The following is a 16023-nucleotide window of genomic DNA, read 5'->3' on the forward strand; positions in this document are numbered from 1 at the left end:
CAAGGGGAAACCGCATGAAAGCTGGATTCTGCGCGCAGCTCGCGCTCACCGTCGCCGCCACGGCCTGCGCTTGGGCGGCCCAGGCCGACGAGGCAAAGGCCTTGAAGGCTGGCCATGAATACCTGATCGCCACCAACTACCCGAACTACCTGCACGTGGTCGAGGTGGCCAGCGACACGCTGTACAAGACCTGCCGCATGCCCGATTCGTTCGGCCCCGGCACGGCGATGATGGCGCCGGACAACCGCACCGCCTATGTGCTGAACAACCATTTCGCCGACATCTACGGCATCGACCTGGACAGCTGCAAGACCACCTTCCACGCCAACCTCTCCAGCGTGCCGGGCGAGGTCGGCAAGGCCATGTACTCCTTCGCCATCAGCCCCGACGGCAAGGAGGTCTACGCCACGGTCAACCCCAGCCAGCGCCTGAATGACCACTATGTGGTCAAGCCGCCGCGCCTGGAGGTGTTCCGCACCCGCGATGGCCTTGACGCCAAGCCCGTGCGCACGTTCCCGATGCCGCGCCAGGTGTACCTGATGCGCGCCGCCGATGACGGCAGCCTGTACGTGGCCGGGCCGGACATCTACAAGCTCGACGTCAAGACCGGCAAGTACAGCGTCGCGCTGCCACTGCGCAGCTGGAACCGCCCGGGCTACAGCGCCCCCGACGTGCTGTACTTCTGGCCGCACCAGAGTTCGCGGCATGAGTTCTCGATGCTCTACACCATTGCGAAGTTCAAGGATGCCAAGCAGGACCCGGCCACCGCCGAGCCGCTGTACGGCTACCTGAGCATCGACCTGAAGACCGGCAAGGCCCACACCCAGGAGTTCGCCGAGCTGACCGAGCTGTACTTCACCGGCCTGCGTTCGCCGAAGGATCCGAACCAGATGTACGGCGTGCTCAACCGCCTGGCCCGTTACGACATCCAGCAGAAGAAACTGGTCAAGGCCGCCAACCTCGACCATACCTACTACTGCGTGACCTTCGACAAGGCCGGTGACAAGCTCTACTTGGGCGGCACCTTCAACGACCTGGCGGTGTTCGATCCGAATACGCTGGAGAAGGTGCGCAACATCAAGCTGCCTGGTGGCGACATGTCGACCACCACGCCGCAGGTGTTCGTTCGCTAGCGCCATCGCGGGGCAAGCCCGCTCCCACGCCGGCCACACTGGACCGGTGGGAGCGGGCTTGCCCCGCGATAGGGCCATGTCAGGAAAAACAAAGACAAGAGACAGCCCATGCCCCAGCCCAGCCATACCCAAGGCTCAAAAGCCACTCCATTGCTTACCCACTGCATCGGCGACGTCTTCGACGCCACGGTCGCCCGCTTCGCCGACCGCGAAGCCCTGGTGGTTCGCCACCAGCACCTGCGCTACACCTGGCGACAACTGGCAGAGGCCGTCGACCAGCACGCCCGCGCCCTGATGGCCCTGGGCCTGCAGGCCGGCGATCGCCTGGGCATCTGGGCACCCAACTGCGCCGAGTGGTGCATCACCCAGTTCGCCAGCGCCAAGATCGGCGCGATCCTGGTCAACATCAACCCGGCCTACCGCACCAGCGAGCTGGAGTACGCCCTGGGCCAGTCGGCCTGCCAATGGGTGATCTGCGCCGACGCCTTCAAGACCTCCGACTACCACGCCATGCTGCTGGACCTGGCGCCCGAGCTCGGCGCCTGCCGGCCGGGCGAGTTGCACAGCGCGCGCCTGCCCGAACTGCGCGGGGTCATCAGCCTGGCCGCCACGCCCCCCAATGGCTTCCTGGCCTGGTCGGCATTGCAGGCCCGCGCCGGCGAAACCGACGCCGAGCAGTTGGCCGCACGCCAGGCCAGCCTGCACTGGCATGAGCCGATCAACATCCAGTACACCTCCGGCACCACCGGTTTCCCCAAGGGCGCGACCCTCAGCCACCACAACATCCTCAACAACGGCTACATGGTCGGCGAAAGCCTCGGGCTGACCGAGCACGACCGGCTGGTGGTGCCGGTGCCGCTGTACCACTGCTTCGGCATGGTCATGGCCAACCTCGGCTGCATGACCCACGGCAGCACCCTGATCTACCCCAACGACGCCTTCGATCCGCTGCTGACTTTGCAGGCTGTGGCCGAGGAGCGCGCCACCGCGCTATACGGTGTGCCGACCATGTTCATCGCCGAGCTCGACCACCCACGCCGCCACGAGTTCGACCTGAGCAGCCTGCGCACCGGCATCATGGCCGGCGCCACCTGCCCGATCGAGGTGATGCGCCGGGTGATCGACGAGATGCATATGGGCGAGGTGCAGATCGCCTACGGCATGACCGAGACCAGCCCGGTTTCGTTGCAGACCGGCGCCGCCGACGATCTGGAGCGCCGGGTGACCAGCGTCGGCCGCACCCAGCCGTGGCTGGAGAGCAAGGTGATCGACAGCACAGGTGGCACCCTGGCACGCGGCGAAATCGGCGAGCTGTGCACCCGCGGCTACAGCGTAATGCTCGGCTACTGGAACAACCCCAAGGCCACCGCCGAGAGCATCGATGCCGATGGCTGGATGCGCACCGGCGACCTGGCGGTGATGGACGATGAAGGCTATGTGCGTATCGTTGGCCGCAGCAAGGACATGATCATCCGCGGTGGCGAGAACATCTACCCGCGGGAGCTTGAGGAGTTTTTCTTCACCCACCCGGCGGTGGCCGACGTGCAGGTCATCGGCATTCCCTGCAGCCGCTATGGCGAGGAGATCGTCGCCTGGGTCCGTCTTCACCCGGGTCAGGCGCTGGGCGAGGACGCGCTGCGAGACTGGGCACGAGCGCGCATCGCGCATTTCAAGGTGCCGCGGCATTTTCGCTTCGTCGACGCGTTCCCGATGACCGTGACCGGCAAGGTACAGAAGTTCAGGATGCGTGAGATCAGCATCGAGGAATTGGCTGGCGGCACCGATCAATAGCCGTCAGCCCTGTGGCCGGGCGCCGTTCAGGAACAGCTGCTCGACCGTCCGCGCGCTGTCGGCGCTCGCGGCGCGGCCACGGTGCTCGGCATCGACCATGCCGTAGACCAGGGTCATGAACGTTTCGGTGAACACCGCCGCGCTGATATCGATGCGCAGCACGCCCAACTGCTGGGCGCGCAGGAAGAACGCGTCCATGGCCTGGATATAGGCCTGCCAGCGCAGGTCCTCGGCGTCGTTGAGCAAGGTGTCGGGGCGGTACTGGAACATCAGGAACATCAGCAACTCGCGGTGCTTGAGGTGTTCGGCGATCAGGTGACGAATACCGGCCAGCGGTTCGATGCGTTCCAGGTCGGCTTCGAGGATGACCTGGTTGAGCACCTGCTCGCCATGGTCCTCGAGCAGCTTCACCAGGTTGTCGCGGGTGCCGCAGAAACGGTGCAGGGTCGCCTTGCTGACCCCGGCGGTTTCCGCCAGCTCCTTGAGGGTGGCGCGGGGGTGGACGACAATGGCCTGGGCCAGGGCTTTGAGCAGGCGCTCTTCCTGGAGGGTTCTACGCATGTGGGACCTCGAGTCCGGATTCGGCGACGAAATATCCACAATTGTATCATATGAGACGAATAAATCTCATTGAGCGCATGATGACCGAGATTACGCGATCCCACAGGGATCGCGTATGGCCTGAGGCAATGGCCGGGCTCAAACCGTGTAATGCTTCAACTCACGCGCAATCAGCATGCGTTGGATCTCGCTGGAACCCTCGTAGATCTGGGTAATGCGCGCATCGCGATAGTACTTCTCCACCGGGTAGTCTTCCAGGTAGCCGTACCCGCCATGCACCTGGATCGCCATCGAGCAGACCCGCTCGGCCATCTCCGAGGCGAACAGCTTGGCCTGGGAGGCCTCCGACAGGCAAGGCTTGCCGGCGCTGCGCAGGCGCGCGGCATGCAGGATCAGCAGGCGAGCTGCGTTGACCTGCACCTGCATGTCGGCCAGCAGGTTGGCGATGCTCTGGTGCTCGTTGATCGGCTTGCCGAACTGGATGCGCTCGCGGGAGTAGGTCAGCGCCGCCTCGAACGCCGCGCGGGCAATGCCCAGGGCCTGGGCGGCGATGCCGATGCGCCCGCCTTCGAGGTTGGACAGGGCGATGGCCAGCCCCTTGCCGCGCTCGCCCAGCAGGTTGGCGGCCGGGATGCGGCAGTCGTCCAGGGTCACCGCGCAGGTGTCGGAGGCGCGGATGCCCATCTTGTGCTCGCTGCGGTCGACCTTGAAGCCTGGGTTGTCAGTGGGTACCAGGAAGGCCGAAAGGCCTTTCTTGCCCAGTTCCGGGTCGGTCACGGCAAAGACGATGGCCAGTTTGGCGCGGCGGGCGTTGCTGACGAACTGCTTGGCGCCGTTGATCACCCACTGGCCATCGACCAGTTCGGCGCGGGTGCGCAGGTTGTGGGCCTCGGAGCCGGCCTGCGGCTCGGTCAGGCAGAAGCAGCCGATCGCCTCGCCGCTGGCCAGTTGCGGCAGCCAGGCCTGCTGCTGCTCGGGCGTGCCGTAGGCCAGCAGCGGGCCGCAGCCCACCGAGTTGTGGATGCTCATCATCGCCCCGGTGGCGCCATCGGCGGCGGAGATTTCCTCCACCGCCAGGGCGTAGGCCACGTAGTCGGTGTAGCTGCCGCCGAACTGCTCCGGGGCGACCATGCCGAGCAGGCCCAGTTCGCCCATCTTGCGCACCACGTCATCGTCGATCCAGCCGGCCTTTTCCCAGGCCTGGGCATGGGGCGCGATCTCGCCGCGGGCGAAATCGCGGGCCATGTCGCGGATCATGATCTGCTCTTCGCTCAGTTCCAGGTCTTGCATCTGTGTACTCCCGGGCTCACAGGCCTTCGAAGAATTGGTCGACCCGCTGGGTGGTGAGGCCTGCCAGGGTCGGCGGATTCCAGCGGGGTTGCTTGTCCTTGTCGACGATCAGGGCGCGCACGCCTTCGATGATGTCGCCATGGGCGAACCACTGGCGGTCGATGTGCAGTTCCATGGCGAAGCAGTCTTCCAGGGCCAGGTGGCGGCCGCGACGCAGCAGTTCCAGAGTCACGGCCATGGCCAACGGCGAGCGCGTTTCCAGCAGGTCGGCGGTGTCCAGCGCCCACTGGCGACTGTCGCCGATGGTCACGGCGCGCAACTGCTCGATGATGCTCGGCAGGTCGGGCAGGGCGAAGAAGTGGTCGATCACCGGGCGCAGTTGCGCCAGTGGCGCGTCCGCCAAGGTCTGGGTGCCCAACCCGGCGAGCAAGCCTTGCAGGTCCTTGAGCGGGTTGGCGCCGAACGCCAGGCGGTCGAGCCTGTCATCGAGGACCGCGAGCTTCTCACTGTCGACATACCAGTCGGCCAGGCCGCAGTACAAGGCATCGGCCGCCTTGATCTGGCTGCCGCTGACGCCCAGGTAGATACCCAGCTCGCCCGGTACCCGGGGCAGGAAGTAGCTGCCGCCGACATCAGGGAAGTAGCCGATGCCCACCTCGGGCATGCCCAGGCGGCTGCGTTCGGTAACGATGCGCAGGTCGCAACCCTGTGCCAGGCCCATCCCGCCGCCGAGGGTGAAACCGTCCATCAGCACCAGCACCGGCTTGCGGTAGCGGTGGATGCACAGATCCAGGGCGTATTCCTCGACGAAGAAGTCCTCGTGGAGTTTCTCGCCGGCCTTGTAGCTGTCGTGCAGCGAGCGGATATCGCCACCGGCGCAGAAGCCCTTGGGCCCCTCGCCACGCAGCATCACGGCGTGCACCTGCGGATCCTGGGCCCACTGGTCGAGGTGGCGCTGCAGGCTGCGCACCATGTCCAGGGTCAGGGCGTTGAGGCCGGCGGGGCGGTTGAGGGTGAGGTGGCCAATGTGGTTGCGGACCTCGGCCAGTACCTGATCCGTTGCCGAGGGTTGAGCATGCGCGGTCATCGCGGTCTCCCTGCTTTGTTATTGATTTTCCAAGTGAAGTCCTGGAATGCGCGGGCGGATCGAACGATCCTGTCATGCAAAATTACCTCGCACAATTGGCAAATCTGCAGGGCTAGCCTGCATTTTTGCCCTGGCACGCTTGCGGACGTGAGCTCACTTTAGCGCTATGGCGCCGAAGCACCTGATATTTCTACCAGCTGTGAGGCAGTGAAAGGTATGCCATATTGGATTTCTTGTCTTGCCGGGAGGGTTGATACGTTGCTTAAAATCAGGCGTTTCATCTGTCTATCACCATCCGATCGGCAGCGATCCATTTTGTTCACGTCTTCGGCCTCGTACAGCTATGCGCCCTTTGGCAGCCGAGGACAGCAAGCCACAGCTCACCGCCTGGGGTACACCGGAACTCTCAGTGAGGCGTTTACTGAGCATTATCTGTTGGGTAATGGCTACCGAGGATTCAACCCTTTGCTGATGCGTTTCAATTCGCCTGATAGCTGGAGTCCTTTCGGCAAAGCCGGAGTCAATGCATACGCGTATTGTTTGAATGATCCGATGAACGCCAGTGATCCATCGGGGCATATCAAGCACAGCACAGGTTGGGGGCGCTTGCGCCAGTCGCTCAAGTTCTCCCTGGGGGCCTGGCACCTTCAACAGCGTCCTGACACATTGGCATCGCGAGCTGTGCGAGTACTTGAAAAGCAAGGCAGAATCTTGCCAGCTGAAAGTGCGCAGATGGTCGCGGGGGACATCTCGGGTGCTGGCACTGTCTATAGCCATATCGGTAGTCGTCCTCCGAGTTTTTCTGCATATAGTTATCAGCCAGTGTTGAGACGGGGCGTATCCGATCCTCTTGATGTAAGGAACATGACGCGCTTGTACCCTGCCGAACTTGGGCAGTATGTCAAAACTGTCCCTGGCGCTCGTGAACGGATTTCTATCTACTCCAAGGGACAGGCAGAGTTGTACCTGCGAACCGTTCATGCAAATCCTGATGATTTTGAACCTAACCTGCTGCAAGGTATGCTGCCCGAACACCTCGCAGCTGCGGATAACGCACTACTGATGGACGATATGGCGGTTGACCTCAGCCGGGTACTTAGCGTCTTTCGGGGAGCATCGGGTTAGCTCAACCTATTGTCGTCGTGTATCTCTTGCTCCCTCGCAGAGCTTTAGCCTCATCAATTCATGCTGGTAATCCACCGAGTTCCTCACCCCGAAGGGTGATAGCCGCCCCGTCCCCCCCATGAAACAATCCCGCCCAGCACTCACCCTGGCGGGGACAATAACAATGAGCAACGCCCAGCTGAATTCGCCCGACTGGTATGCGCAGATGGCCCGCGTGGTCGACGCCATCGGCACACCCGTTTTCGTCGAGGCATTGTTCGCCGCCCTCAACCAACTGGCGCCGTGCCAGGCCATCACGGTGTTCCTGTACCCACGCAAAGGTCTACCCTCGGCACTGTTCGCCAAGGACGACGAGGGGCCCTGGCTGCCCGAAGGCAACGTGCAGAAGTACCTCGAAGGCTACTACCTGTTGTGCCCGTTCTACCGCGCCTGCATGGACGGGGTGGCCGCCGGCTGCTATCGCCTGAGCGATGTCGCCCCCGATCATTTCAAGCGCAGCGAGTACTACACCTCGTTCTACCAGCATGCCCACCTGGAGGACGAACTCAACTACCTGGTGCCGCTGGACGCCCAGCTGTCCATCGCCGTGGCCCTGGGCAGCACCCGGCGCCTGGGCAGCCGCCAGGTGGCCGAGCTCAAGTGCGTCGCCGCCTGGGTGGTGGCGGTGGTGCGCCGACACTGGGGGCAGCTGGATGCCGAGGCCCTGGGCGGACGCTTCGAGAGCGCGCTGGGGCGGCAGATCAACGCCGCGCTGAACAATTTCGGCTCCTCCCTGCTCACCGAGCGCGAATGTCATGTCGCCCAGTACCTGCTGCGCGGCCATTCCACGCGCTCGCTGGCCGAGCGCCTGGGGATCAGCGAGGACACCGTCAAGACCCATCGCAAGAACCTCTACGCCAAGCTCGACATCGCCACCCAGGCCGAGCTGTTCTCGCTGTTCATTGCCTCGCTGGCCCAGGCCCAGGAAGGCTTGAGCAAGGACCCGCTGGAAAGCTACCTGCGACGGCGCTGAACCACCGTTTTACCTCATCCAGACAACGACAATCACCGGCCCCGCGTGTGGCCGGAGGGGAGACCTGCGTGCATACGAAAAGCGATTGGCAGCAGCGCGCTGCACGGCAAAGCTTCATCACCACCGCGTTGATCGACGGCCGCCCGGTGGCGGCCCGCGACGGCGTCACCTTCGCCGCCGTCAATCCGGCGACCGGGCGTTGCCTGGCCCAGGTCGCCGCCTGCGCCGACGACGAGATCGACCAAGCGGTGCGTGCCGCCCGCCGAGCCTTCGAGCACGGCCCCTGGGCACGCATGGCACCGGCCGAGCGCAAGCGCGTGCTGTTGCGCCTGGCCGAGCTGATGCTGGCCCACCGTGAGGAGCTGGCGCTGCTCGATTCGCTGAACATGGGCAAGCCGGTGATGGACGCCTACAACATCGACGTCCCCGGCGCAGCCCACGTCTTCGCCTGGTACGGCGAGGCGCTGGACAAGCTCTACGACCAGGTCGCGCCGACCGCGGCCAGCGCCGTGGCAATGATCAGCCGCGAGGCGCTGGGCGTCATCGGCGCGGTGGTGCCGTGGAACTTCCCGCTGGACATGGCCGCCTGGAAGGTTGCCCCAGCGTTGGCCGCAGGCAACAGCGTGGTGCTCAAGCCCGCCGAGCAGTCGCCGTTCTCGGCCCTGCGCCTTGCCGAGCTTGCATTGCAGGCCGGGCTGCCAGAGGGTGTGCTCAACGTGGTACCAGGCCTGGGCGAGACCGCGGGCCGCGCCCTGGGCCTGCACCCGGACGTGGACTGCCTGGTGTTCACCGGCTCGACCCAGGTGGGCAAGTACTTCATGCAGTACTCGGCGCAGTCCAACCTCAAGCAGGTGTGGCTCGAATGCGGCGGCAAGAGCCCGAATCTGGTGTTCGACGACTGCCGCGACCTCGATCTGGCGGCGCAGAAGGCGGCGTTCGGCATCTTCTTCAACCAGGGCGAGGTGTGTTCGGCCAACTCGCGGCTGTATGTGCAGCGCTCGATCCATGACGAGTTCGTCGAGCGCCTGCTTCGCCAGGCCCGTGAATGGTTGCCGGGCGACCCGCTGGACCCGGCCAGCCGCGCCGGCTCCATCGTCGATGCCGGGCAGACCGCGCGCATCGAGGCGGCCATCGCCCAGGGCCGGGCCGAGGGCGCGCGCCTGCTGTGCGGCGGCGAGCGGCTGAGCGTCAACGGCTCGCAGAACTTCATCACGCCGACGATCTTCACCGACGTGCGCCAGGACATGGCCCTGGCCCGCGAGGAGATCTTTGGCCCGGTGCTGGCGGTCAGTGCTTTCGACGACGAGGAGCAGGCCATCGCCCTGGCCAACGACAGCGTCTACGGCCTGGCCGCATCGGTCTGGAGCGACGACCTCAACCGCGCCCACCGCGTGGCCCGGCGGCTGAAGGCCGGCACGGTGTCGGTCAACACCGTCGATGCCCTGGATGTGACCGTTCCCTTCGGCGGCGGGCGCCAGTCCGGCTTTGGCCGCGACCTCTCGCTGCATTCGTTCGACAAGTACACCCAGCTCAAGACCACCTGGATCCAGCTGCGCTGACATTCACCCGAGGAGCACAACAATGAACGCACCTTTCTCGCCCAAACGCGACACCCGCGACTACCAGGCCAGCGACGCCGCCCACCACATCCACGCCTTCCTCGACCAGAAGGCGCTCAACGCCGAGGGCCCACGGGTCATCACCCGCGGTGAAGGCCTGTACCTGTGGGACAACGACGGCCGCCGCTATCTGGACGGCATGTCCGGCCTGTGGTGCACCCAGCTCGGCTATGGCCGCAAGGACCTGACCGCTGCCGCCGCCGCGCAGATGGACCAGCTGGCGTACTACAACATGTTCTTCCACACCACCCACCCGGCGGTGATCGAACTGTCCGAGCTGTTGTTCAGCCTGTTGCCGGGTCACTACAGCCACGCCATCTATACCAACTCCGGCTCCGAGGCCAACGAGGTGCTGATCCGCACCGTGCGCCGCTACTGGCAGGTGGTCGGCCAGCCGAGCAAGAAGATCATGATCGGCCGCTGGAACGGCTACCACGGCTCGACCCTGGCGGCCACGGCGTTGGGCGGGATGAAGTTCATGCATGAAATGGGCGGGCTGATCCCGGACGTTGCGCATATCGACGAGCCTTACTGGTTCGCCGCGGGTGGCGAGCTGACCCCGGCCGAGTTCGGCCGCCGCTGCGCCCTGCAGTTGGAGGAGAAGATCCTCGAACTGGGCGCCGAGAACGTCGCCGGTTTCATCGCCGAGCCGTTCCAGGGCGCCGGCGGCATGATCTTCCCGCCCGAGAGCTATTGGCCGGAGATCCAGCGCATCTGCCGCCAGTACGATGTGCTGCTGTGCGCCGACGAGGTGATCGGCGGTTTCGGTCGTATCGGCGAGTGGTTCGCCCACCAGCACTTCGGTTTCGAGCCCGACACCCTGTCCATCGCCAAGGGCCTGACCAGCGGCTACGTGCCCATGGGCGGCCTGGTGCTGAGCAAGCGCATCGCCGAGGCGTTGGTGGAGCGGGGCGGGGTGTTCGCCCACGGCCTGACCTATTCCGGCCACCCGGTGGCGGCGGCGGTGGCGGTGGCCAACCTCAAGGCCTTGCGCGATGAAGGCATCGTGCGTCAGGTCAAGGACGACACCGGTCCGTACCTGCAGCGCATCCTGCGTGAGGTGTTCGCCGATCACCCGCTGATCGGCGAGGTGCAGGGCGCCGGACTGGTGGCGGCGCTGCAGTTCGTCGAGGACAAGGCCACGCGCAAGCGCTTCGCCAACGAGAACGACCTGGCCTGGCAGTGCCGCACCTTCGGTTTCGAGGAAGGAGTGATCATCCGTTCGACCCTGGGGCGGATGATCATGGCGCCGGCGCTGGTGGCCAGCCGAAGCGAGCTGGATGAGCTGGTGGACAAGACCCGGATCGCGGTGGATCGCGTGGCGGGGATGGTCGCCAGACGCTGAGTCTGGCTTGGGACCCGGGGGCGCAATGCGCCCCCGGGGTCGTCACGGGTCCTGCGGATCATGTCCCAGTGACTGCAGGAACAGCGAAAACAGCTCTGGCTGCGACGAGATGTCCAGCTTGGCGTACAGGTGCCGGCGATGGACCTTGATGGTCTCCGGCGAAATGGCCAGCCGCTCGGCCATGGCCTTGGATGAATACCCGCGCAGGATCAGTCGGGCGATTTCCAGCTCGCGCTCCGACAACACTTTCGCTCCAAACAGGCTCATGGCGTCGCGTACTTGGTGGGCCATGCCCGTCGCTGGCGCCGGGCGCAGGCTCAGCTGCAGCCAGTGCTGGGCCATCAGCGCGACCACCCACGGGCACACCATCGCCAGCAATCCATGACTGGCGCTGTCAAACCGCTCGCGGCGGCCCAGCGACAACGACAGGGCGCCACTTTCACCCAACTGCACAATGAACTGCACTTCGTCTTCCAGCACATGGTCGTGGAAGTACTTGAGGTAGTACTCGCTCTGGCGGAACTGGTCCGGCGCCACTTCCTCCAGGCGATGCAGACCATCGCCGATGCGCTCCTGGCAGGCCTGGTAGAACGGGTCGAGCTGGTACAGCCCGCTCAGGTACAAGGCCATGGCCTCGGGATTGCCTTCGCCCCGGGCATCGAAGATCTCCAGCGCGCGGGGCAGGCCGGCGCGCGGGTAGACCATCGCCAGCGCGTTGTCGAACGCCAGCCATTGCTGCAGCAACAGGATCAGCTGGCGCCAGAAGCGCGGCTGGCCGATCTGCTCGACGGTGCGGGCCAGGCCTGCGTGGGTACTGGCTTCGGTGAACAGGTTATGCATGCGGCGGCGCCATGAGAGTGAAGGAAGCGGGCTCGCCCGCGACAAGGCTCCCGCAGTGTTCAGAGCTTTTCACCTCGGCGTCAAGGGGCGTACCCCCTAAGGGTAATTGGCCCGGGCGTTCGCTCGGCCTACAGTCCAGCCCAGGTCCAGCGGCCGCGTGACCGGTTTTCCCCTCACAACCAATAACAACCAGAGGAAAAACGCCATGAGCTCCAGCGCAGCGCCCACGGGCGCGCTCCAGCAACGGCTGGGGGTGTTCGACGTGGTCGCCATCACCGTGTCGGCGGTGACCCCGGCCAGTTCCGTGTTCGTCATCGCCCCGTTCGCCATCCAGCAAGCCGGCAGCGGCGCCTTTCTTTCCTTCATCATGGCTGCGGCCCTGGCGCTGATGTTCGCCTGGTGCTACGCCGAACTGGGGCGTGCCCACAGCTCCGCCGGCGGTGAGTACGTGTACGCCAAGCGGGTGTTCGGTGGGCTGGCCGGCTACGCCACCTTCCTCACCGTGCTGGCCTCGATGCTGTTCATCCCGCCGGTGCTCGCCGCCGGTGCCGCCACCTACCTGAACAACGCCTTGGGTACCACGTTCGACACCCAGGCAGTGGCCCTGGTGATCGTGGTGTCGAGCTATGCGCTGGGCATCCTCAATATTCGCCTGAACGCCTGGATCACCGGGCTTTTCCTGTTCTGCGAGGTCGCCGCGTTGCTGGTTATCGTGACACTGGGTTTCGGCAACGCCAGCCAGCCAGTGGCGAGCTTGCTGCAACCGCAGATGCTCGAGCAGGGCAGCCTGGTCGTCGCACCCTGGGCGCTGGTGCTGGGGGCGGTGGGCATGGCCCTGTTCGCCTTCAACGGCTACGGTGGCGCGGTGTTGCTCGCCGAGGACATGAAGGACCGTGGCCGTACCGTGCACCGCGCAGTGCTGTGGTCGCTGGCGGTGGTTGTGGCGATCGAGGTGATTCCACTGGCGGCGCTGCTGATCGGCGCGCCGTCGCTGCAGGCGATGCTGGCCAGCGGTGATCCGATCGGCTACCTGCTGACCGCCCATGGCAACGAGACCCTGGCGCGACTGGTCAGCGCCGGTATCTTCCTCTCGGTGTTCAACGCCATCGTCGCCATCGTCATCCAGGTCGGCCGGGTGGTCTACAGCAGCGGCCGCGATGCGATCTGGACGCCAACCCTCAATCGCGCCTTCACGCTGATCCATCCGCGCTGGGAGTCGCCGTGGCTGGCGACCCTGTTCCTGGCCGTCCCTTCGGCATTGCTGAGCCTGTCCGGCAGCCTGGAGCAACTGACTTCGTTCACCGTGCTGCTGTTGCTGTTGATTTACCTGGTGGTGGCGGCCTGCGCGCTGTGCAGCCGGGTACTGCGGCGCGACCGTGAGCACCCGTATCGCATGCCGCTGTGGCCGTTGCCGGCCCTGCTGGCGGTCAGCGGCGCCGGCTGGCTGCTGGTGACCTTGCTGCGCGAGGCGTCGCTGCGCGACCTGTCGATCATTCTCGGGCTGCTGGCCGTGTCGATGGTGCTGTACAGCACCCACGGCCGCCTCAGCCCGACTTTCCAGAAATTGTGAGCATCCAAGGAGTACACATGCGTGCGCGTCAACTGGGCATCACCCTCGGCCACGGCACCCCGGGCCCGTTCAATGCCATCACCGACGTACCGGGAGTACGGGTCGGCCACAGCACCCTGGTCGACGAACAACGCCCGGTGCCGATCCGCACCGGGGTGACCCTGATCGAGCCACGCGCGGGTGCGGCCCGCCAGCAACCGTGCTTTGCCGGTTGCCATGTGCTCAACGGCAACGGCGACGCCACGGGGCTGGAGTGGATCCGCGAGGCCGGGCTGCTGACCACGCCGATTGCCATCACCAACACCCACAGCGTCGGCGTCGTGCGCGACGCGCTGATCGCCGCCGAGCGCGAGCGCCTGCCGGACGACGCGGTGTACTGGTGCATGCCAGTGGTGATGGAAACCTATGATGGCCTGCTCAATGACATCTGGGGGCAGCACGTGACGCCGGCGCAGGTGCGCGAGGCGCAGCAGGCCGCGGAGTCCGGCCCGGTGCAGGAAGGCCCGGTGGGTGGTGGTACGGGAATGATCTGTCATGAGTTCAAGGGCGGTATCGGCACGGCCTCGCGGCGCCTGGCAGATGACCAGGGGGGCTGGACCGTCGGCGTCCTGGTCCAGGCCAACCATGGCCAGCGGCGCGAGCTGCGGGTCGACGGCTATCCGGTCGGGCGTCAGCTGGGTCACCTGCCGTCGCCCTTCGCCGAGGCCGAGGCGGGCACCCCGGGTATGGGTTCGATCGTGGTGGTGATCGCCACCGACGCGCCCTTGCTGCCGCACCAGTGCCAGCGCCTGGCGCAGCGGGCGTCGATCGGTATCGCCCGTACCGGCGGCGGTACCGAGGACTCCAGCGGCGATATCTTCCTGGCGTTTTCCACCGGCAACCAGGACCTGCCCGCAGCGGACTATGCGCGCAAAGGGCTGGCGCAGTGCACGGCGGTGCGCATGCTCAACAACGACCATATCTCGGCGCTGTTCATGGCGGCGGCGGAGGCGGTGGAGGAGGCGATCGTCAACGCCTTGCTGGCGGGGCGGACGATGCAGGGCAAGGGCGGGCTGGTGGTGCCGGCGCTGGAGGGAGACACGCTGTTGACGGCGTTGCACGAGGCGGGGTGGAAGCCTCGCAACTAGCGTTATGACCATCGCGGGGCAAGCCCGCTTCCACAGATCCTGTGCCGGCTGGCTACAGACGTGGGAGCGGGCTTGCCCCGCGATGAGGTTGTCTGCTGTCTAGCGGGCTCCAGCCAACACGGCACTACCACCTCGCGAAACCCGCAACGCCACCAGGCTGCCGACCACGATCAACCCCGCCAGCGCATACAGCGCCGCGTCGGTCGAACCGGTCTGGTCCTTGATGAAGCCCACCAGGTAAGGGCTGAGGAAACCCGCCATTTGCCCCACCGAGTTGATGATCGCCAGGCCCGCCACCGCGGTGCCTGCAGTCAGCAGTGCAGTCGGCATCGGCCAGAACATCGGCAGACCGGTCAGCGCGCCCATGGTGGCGATGGACAGGCCGAGGATGGCGATAGTCGGGCTGCCGGCGAAGTTCACCGCGATCAGCAGGCCCAGGGCGCCCATCAGCATCGGCACCACAAGGTGCCAGCGGCGTTCGTTGCGCAGGTCCGCCGATCGTCCGACCAGGATCATGAACACCCCGGCCAGCAGGTAGGGAATGGCGCTCAGCCAGCCAATCAGCAGCGGGCTGTCAAAGCCCATGTTCTTGATGATCGACGGCAGCCAGAAGTTGATGGCGTAGACACCGCTCTGGATGCAGAAGTAGACGAAGCCGAAGGTCCAGATCAGCGGGTTGCTCAGCACCGACAGCACGCTGTCGCCGCGGGTGGCCGGCTTGCTGGCGGCGTCAGCCTTCAGGTCCGCCTCGATCAGCTGGCGCTCGGCCGGGCTCAGCCAGCGGGCGCTCTGGTAACCGTCACTGAGCAGTACGATCGCCAGCGCGCCGAGTACCACGGTGGGCAGCCCCTGAATCAGGAACATCCACTGCCAGCCGGCCAGGCCATGCTGGCCGGCGGCGAAGTGGTCGAGGATCCAGCCGGAGAACGGTCCGCCGAGCAGGCCGGACACCGGGATCGCCGACATGAACAGCGCCATGATGCGGCCGCGGCGGTCGGCCGGGAACCAGCGCGAGAGATACAGCACCACGCCGGGGAAGAAGCCCGCCTCGGCGGCGCCGGTGAGCAGACGCAGGGCATAGAACTCGGTGGGGGTGGTGACGAACAGCAGGCAGGTGGACAGGCTGCCCCAGGCGATCATCATCAGCGCGATCCAGCGCCTGGGGCCGAAGCGGTTGAGCGCCAGGTTGCTGGGCAGGCCGCAGAGCACGTAGCCGATGAAGAAGATGCCGGCGCCGAGGCCGTACACGGTTTCGCTGAACTTCAGCGCGTCGAGCATCTGCAACTTGGCGAAGCCGACGTTGACGCGGTCCAGGTAGTTGAACAGGTAGCAGATGAAAATGAACGGGATCAGCCGCAGGGTAATGCGCCGGTACAGCGCGTTGCGGGTGCTCTCGATGCCTTGGTCAGGGGCGGGGCTGTGTGCCATGATCGGGTTCTCTGTTGTTATGGTTGTCACCGCGTCGCCTGTGCCGGCGCTCGCCTTGAGCAGTCTCGGGGAGTGTAGCGCGGCTGTCTTTGTGC

Annotated in this window: 13 protein-coding genes; 8 read left to right on the forward strand and 5 right to left on the reverse strand. The window is 65.5% G+C overall.

The genetic code is table 11. From position 1 onward, the window contains the following. Positions 1–14 precede the first annotated feature (14 nt). Both peaD and AC25M7_RS24140 read left to right on the forward strand, forming a co-directional pair. Entirely contained in the window at positions 15–1133 is a 1119-nt protein-coding gene (gene peaD, locus AC25M7_RS24135) for a quinohemoprotein amine dehydrogenase subunit beta (protein WP_486971556.1), read from the forward strand. Between the two features lie 108 nt (positions 1134–1241). Beyond that, a complete protein-coding gene (locus AC25M7_RS24140; RefSeq protein ID WP_486971557.1) occupies positions 1242–2924 on the forward strand; it encodes an AMP-binding protein in 1683 nt (560 codons plus the stop codon). Between the two features lie 3 nt (positions 2925–2927). Here the strand turns inward: AC25M7_RS24140 and AC25M7_RS24145 are convergent, their stop codons facing one another. The 3 genes from AC25M7_RS24145 to AC25M7_RS24155 form a co-directional block, all read right to left on the reverse strand. Next, positions 2928–3485: a TetR/AcrR family transcriptional regulator gene (locus tag AC25M7_RS24145; RefSeq protein ID WP_028692085.1), complete on the reverse strand. Its 558-nt coding sequence runs from the start codon at positions 3483–3485 to the stop codon at positions 2928–2930. A gap of 138 nt (positions 3486–3623) precedes the next feature. Then, the gene (locus AC25M7_RS24150; protein WP_062363361.1) at positions 3624–4775 is read right to left on the reverse strand and encodes an acyl-CoA dehydrogenase family protein; all 1152 of its coding nucleotides are present in this window, start codon (positions 4773–4775) and stop codon (positions 3624–3626) included. 16 nt (positions 4776–4791) lie between these two features. Further along, positions 4792–5862, reverse strand: a complete 1071-nt coding sequence (locus tag AC25M7_RS24155) for an enoyl-CoA hydratase/isomerase family protein (RefSeq protein ID WP_486971558.1) — start codon at positions 5860–5862, stop codon at positions 4792–4794. Positions 5863–6078: 216 nt separating this feature from the next. On the opposite strand from AC25M7_RS24155, the gene AC25M7_RS24160 reads away from it, so the two are divergent. The 4 genes from AC25M7_RS24160 to AC25M7_RS24175 all read left to right on the forward strand — a co-directional run bounded on the left by AC25M7_RS24160 (position 6079) and on the right by AC25M7_RS24175 (position 10963). After that, complete coding sequence (locus AC25M7_RS24160) at positions 6079–6987, forward strand: RHS repeat-associated core domain-containing protein (protein WP_082750489.1); 909 nt, start codon at positions 6079–6081, stop codon at positions 6985–6987. Positions 6988–7150: 163 nt separating this feature from the next. Then, the gene (locus tag AC25M7_RS24165) at positions 7151–7999 is read left to right on the forward strand and encodes a helix-turn-helix transcriptional regulator (RefSeq protein WP_062363367.1); all 849 of its coding nucleotides are present in this window, start codon (positions 7151–7153) and stop codon (positions 7997–7999) included. A 68-nt stretch (positions 8000–8067) separates the two neighbouring features. Continuing rightward, positions 8068–9558: an aldehyde dehydrogenase gene (locus tag AC25M7_RS24170; protein WP_062363370.1), complete on the forward strand. Its 1491-nt coding sequence runs from the start codon at positions 8068–8070 to the stop codon at positions 9556–9558. Between the two features lie 22 nt (positions 9559–9580). Continuing rightward, positions 9581–10963, forward strand: coding sequence for an aspartate aminotransferase family protein (locus tag AC25M7_RS24175; protein ID WP_486971559.1), 1383 nt, complete (start codon positions 9581–9583; stop codon positions 10961–10963). Between the two features lie 42 nt (positions 10964–11005). Here the strand turns inward: AC25M7_RS24175 and AC25M7_RS24180 are convergent, their stop codons facing one another. Continuing rightward, the gene (locus AC25M7_RS24180; protein ID WP_062363376.1) at positions 11006–11803 is read right to left on the reverse strand and encodes a helix-turn-helix transcriptional regulator; all 798 of its coding nucleotides are present in this window, start codon (positions 11801–11803) and stop codon (positions 11006–11008) included. Positions 11804–12008: 205 nt separating this feature from the next. On the opposite strand from AC25M7_RS24180, the gene AC25M7_RS24185 reads away from it, so the two are divergent. Then, positions 12009–13373 carry an APC family permease gene (locus tag AC25M7_RS24185; RefSeq protein WP_028692078.1) on the forward strand — a complete coding sequence of 455 codons (1365 nt, stop codon included), beginning with the start codon at positions 12009–12011 and terminating at the stop codon, positions 13371–13373. Between the two features lie 17 nt (positions 13374–13390). Continuing rightward, positions 13391–14500, forward strand: a complete 1110-nt coding sequence (locus tag AC25M7_RS24190; protein WP_088852610.1) for a DmpA family aminopeptidase — start codon at positions 13391–13393, stop codon at positions 14498–14500. Positions 14501–14599: 99 nt separating this feature from the next. Here AC25M7_RS24190 and AC25M7_RS24195 read toward each other — a convergent pair whose 3' ends face one another. Continuing rightward, positions 14600–15928, reverse strand: a complete 1329-nt coding sequence (locus tag AC25M7_RS24195; RefSeq protein WP_028692076.1) for an MFS transporter — start codon at positions 15926–15928, stop codon at positions 14600–14602. Positions 15929–16023: the final 95 nt, after the last annotated feature.

The sequence above is a fragment of the Pseudomonas sp. P106(2024) genome, from assembly GCF_057480815.1.

Coding starts and splice junctions, on each gene's coding strand:
- AC25M7_RS24195 (WP_028692076.1), bottom strand. CDS start 15,928: ATGGCACACAGCCCCGCCCCTGACCAAGGCATCGAGAGCACCCGCAAC.
- AC25M7_RS24155 (WP_486971558.1), bottom strand. CDS start 5,862: ATGACCGCGCATGCTCAACCCTCGGCAACGGATCAGGTACTGGCCGAG.
- AC25M7_RS24175 (WP_486971559.1), top strand. CDS start 9,581: ATGAACGCACCTTTCTCGCCCAAACGCGACACCCGCGACTACCAGGCC.
- AC25M7_RS24165 (WP_062363367.1), top strand. CDS start 7,151: ATGAGCAACGCCCAGCTGAATTCGCCCGACTGGTATGCGCAGATGGCC.
- AC25M7_RS24180 (WP_062363376.1), bottom strand. CDS start 11,803: ATGCATAACCTGTTCACCGAAGCCAGTACCCACGCAGGCCTGGCCCGC.
- AC25M7_RS24190 (WP_088852610.1), top strand. CDS start 13,391: ATGCGTGCGCGTCAACTGGGCATCACCCTCGGCCACGGCACCCCGGGC.
- AC25M7_RS24150 (WP_062363361.1), bottom strand. CDS start 4,775: ATGCAAGACCTGGAACTGAGCGAAGAGCAGATCATGATCCGCGACATG.
- AC25M7_RS24145 (WP_028692085.1), bottom strand. CDS start 3,485: ATGCGTAGAACCCTCCAGGAAGAGCGCCTGCTCAAAGCCCTGGCCCAG.
- AC25M7_RS24140 (WP_486971557.1), top strand. CDS start 1,242: ATGCCCCAGCCCAGCCATACCCAAGGCTCAAAAGCCACTCCATTGCTT.
- AC25M7_RS24160 (WP_082750489.1), top strand. CDS start 6,079: ATGCCATATTGGATTTCTTGTCTTGCCGGGAGGGTTGATACGTTGCTT.
- peaD (WP_486971556.1), top strand. CDS start 15: ATGAAAGCTGGATTCTGCGCGCAGCTCGCGCTCACCGTCGCCGCCACG.
- AC25M7_RS24185 (WP_028692078.1), top strand. CDS start 12,009: ATGAGCTCCAGCGCAGCGCCCACGGGCGCGCTCCAGCAACGGCTGGGG.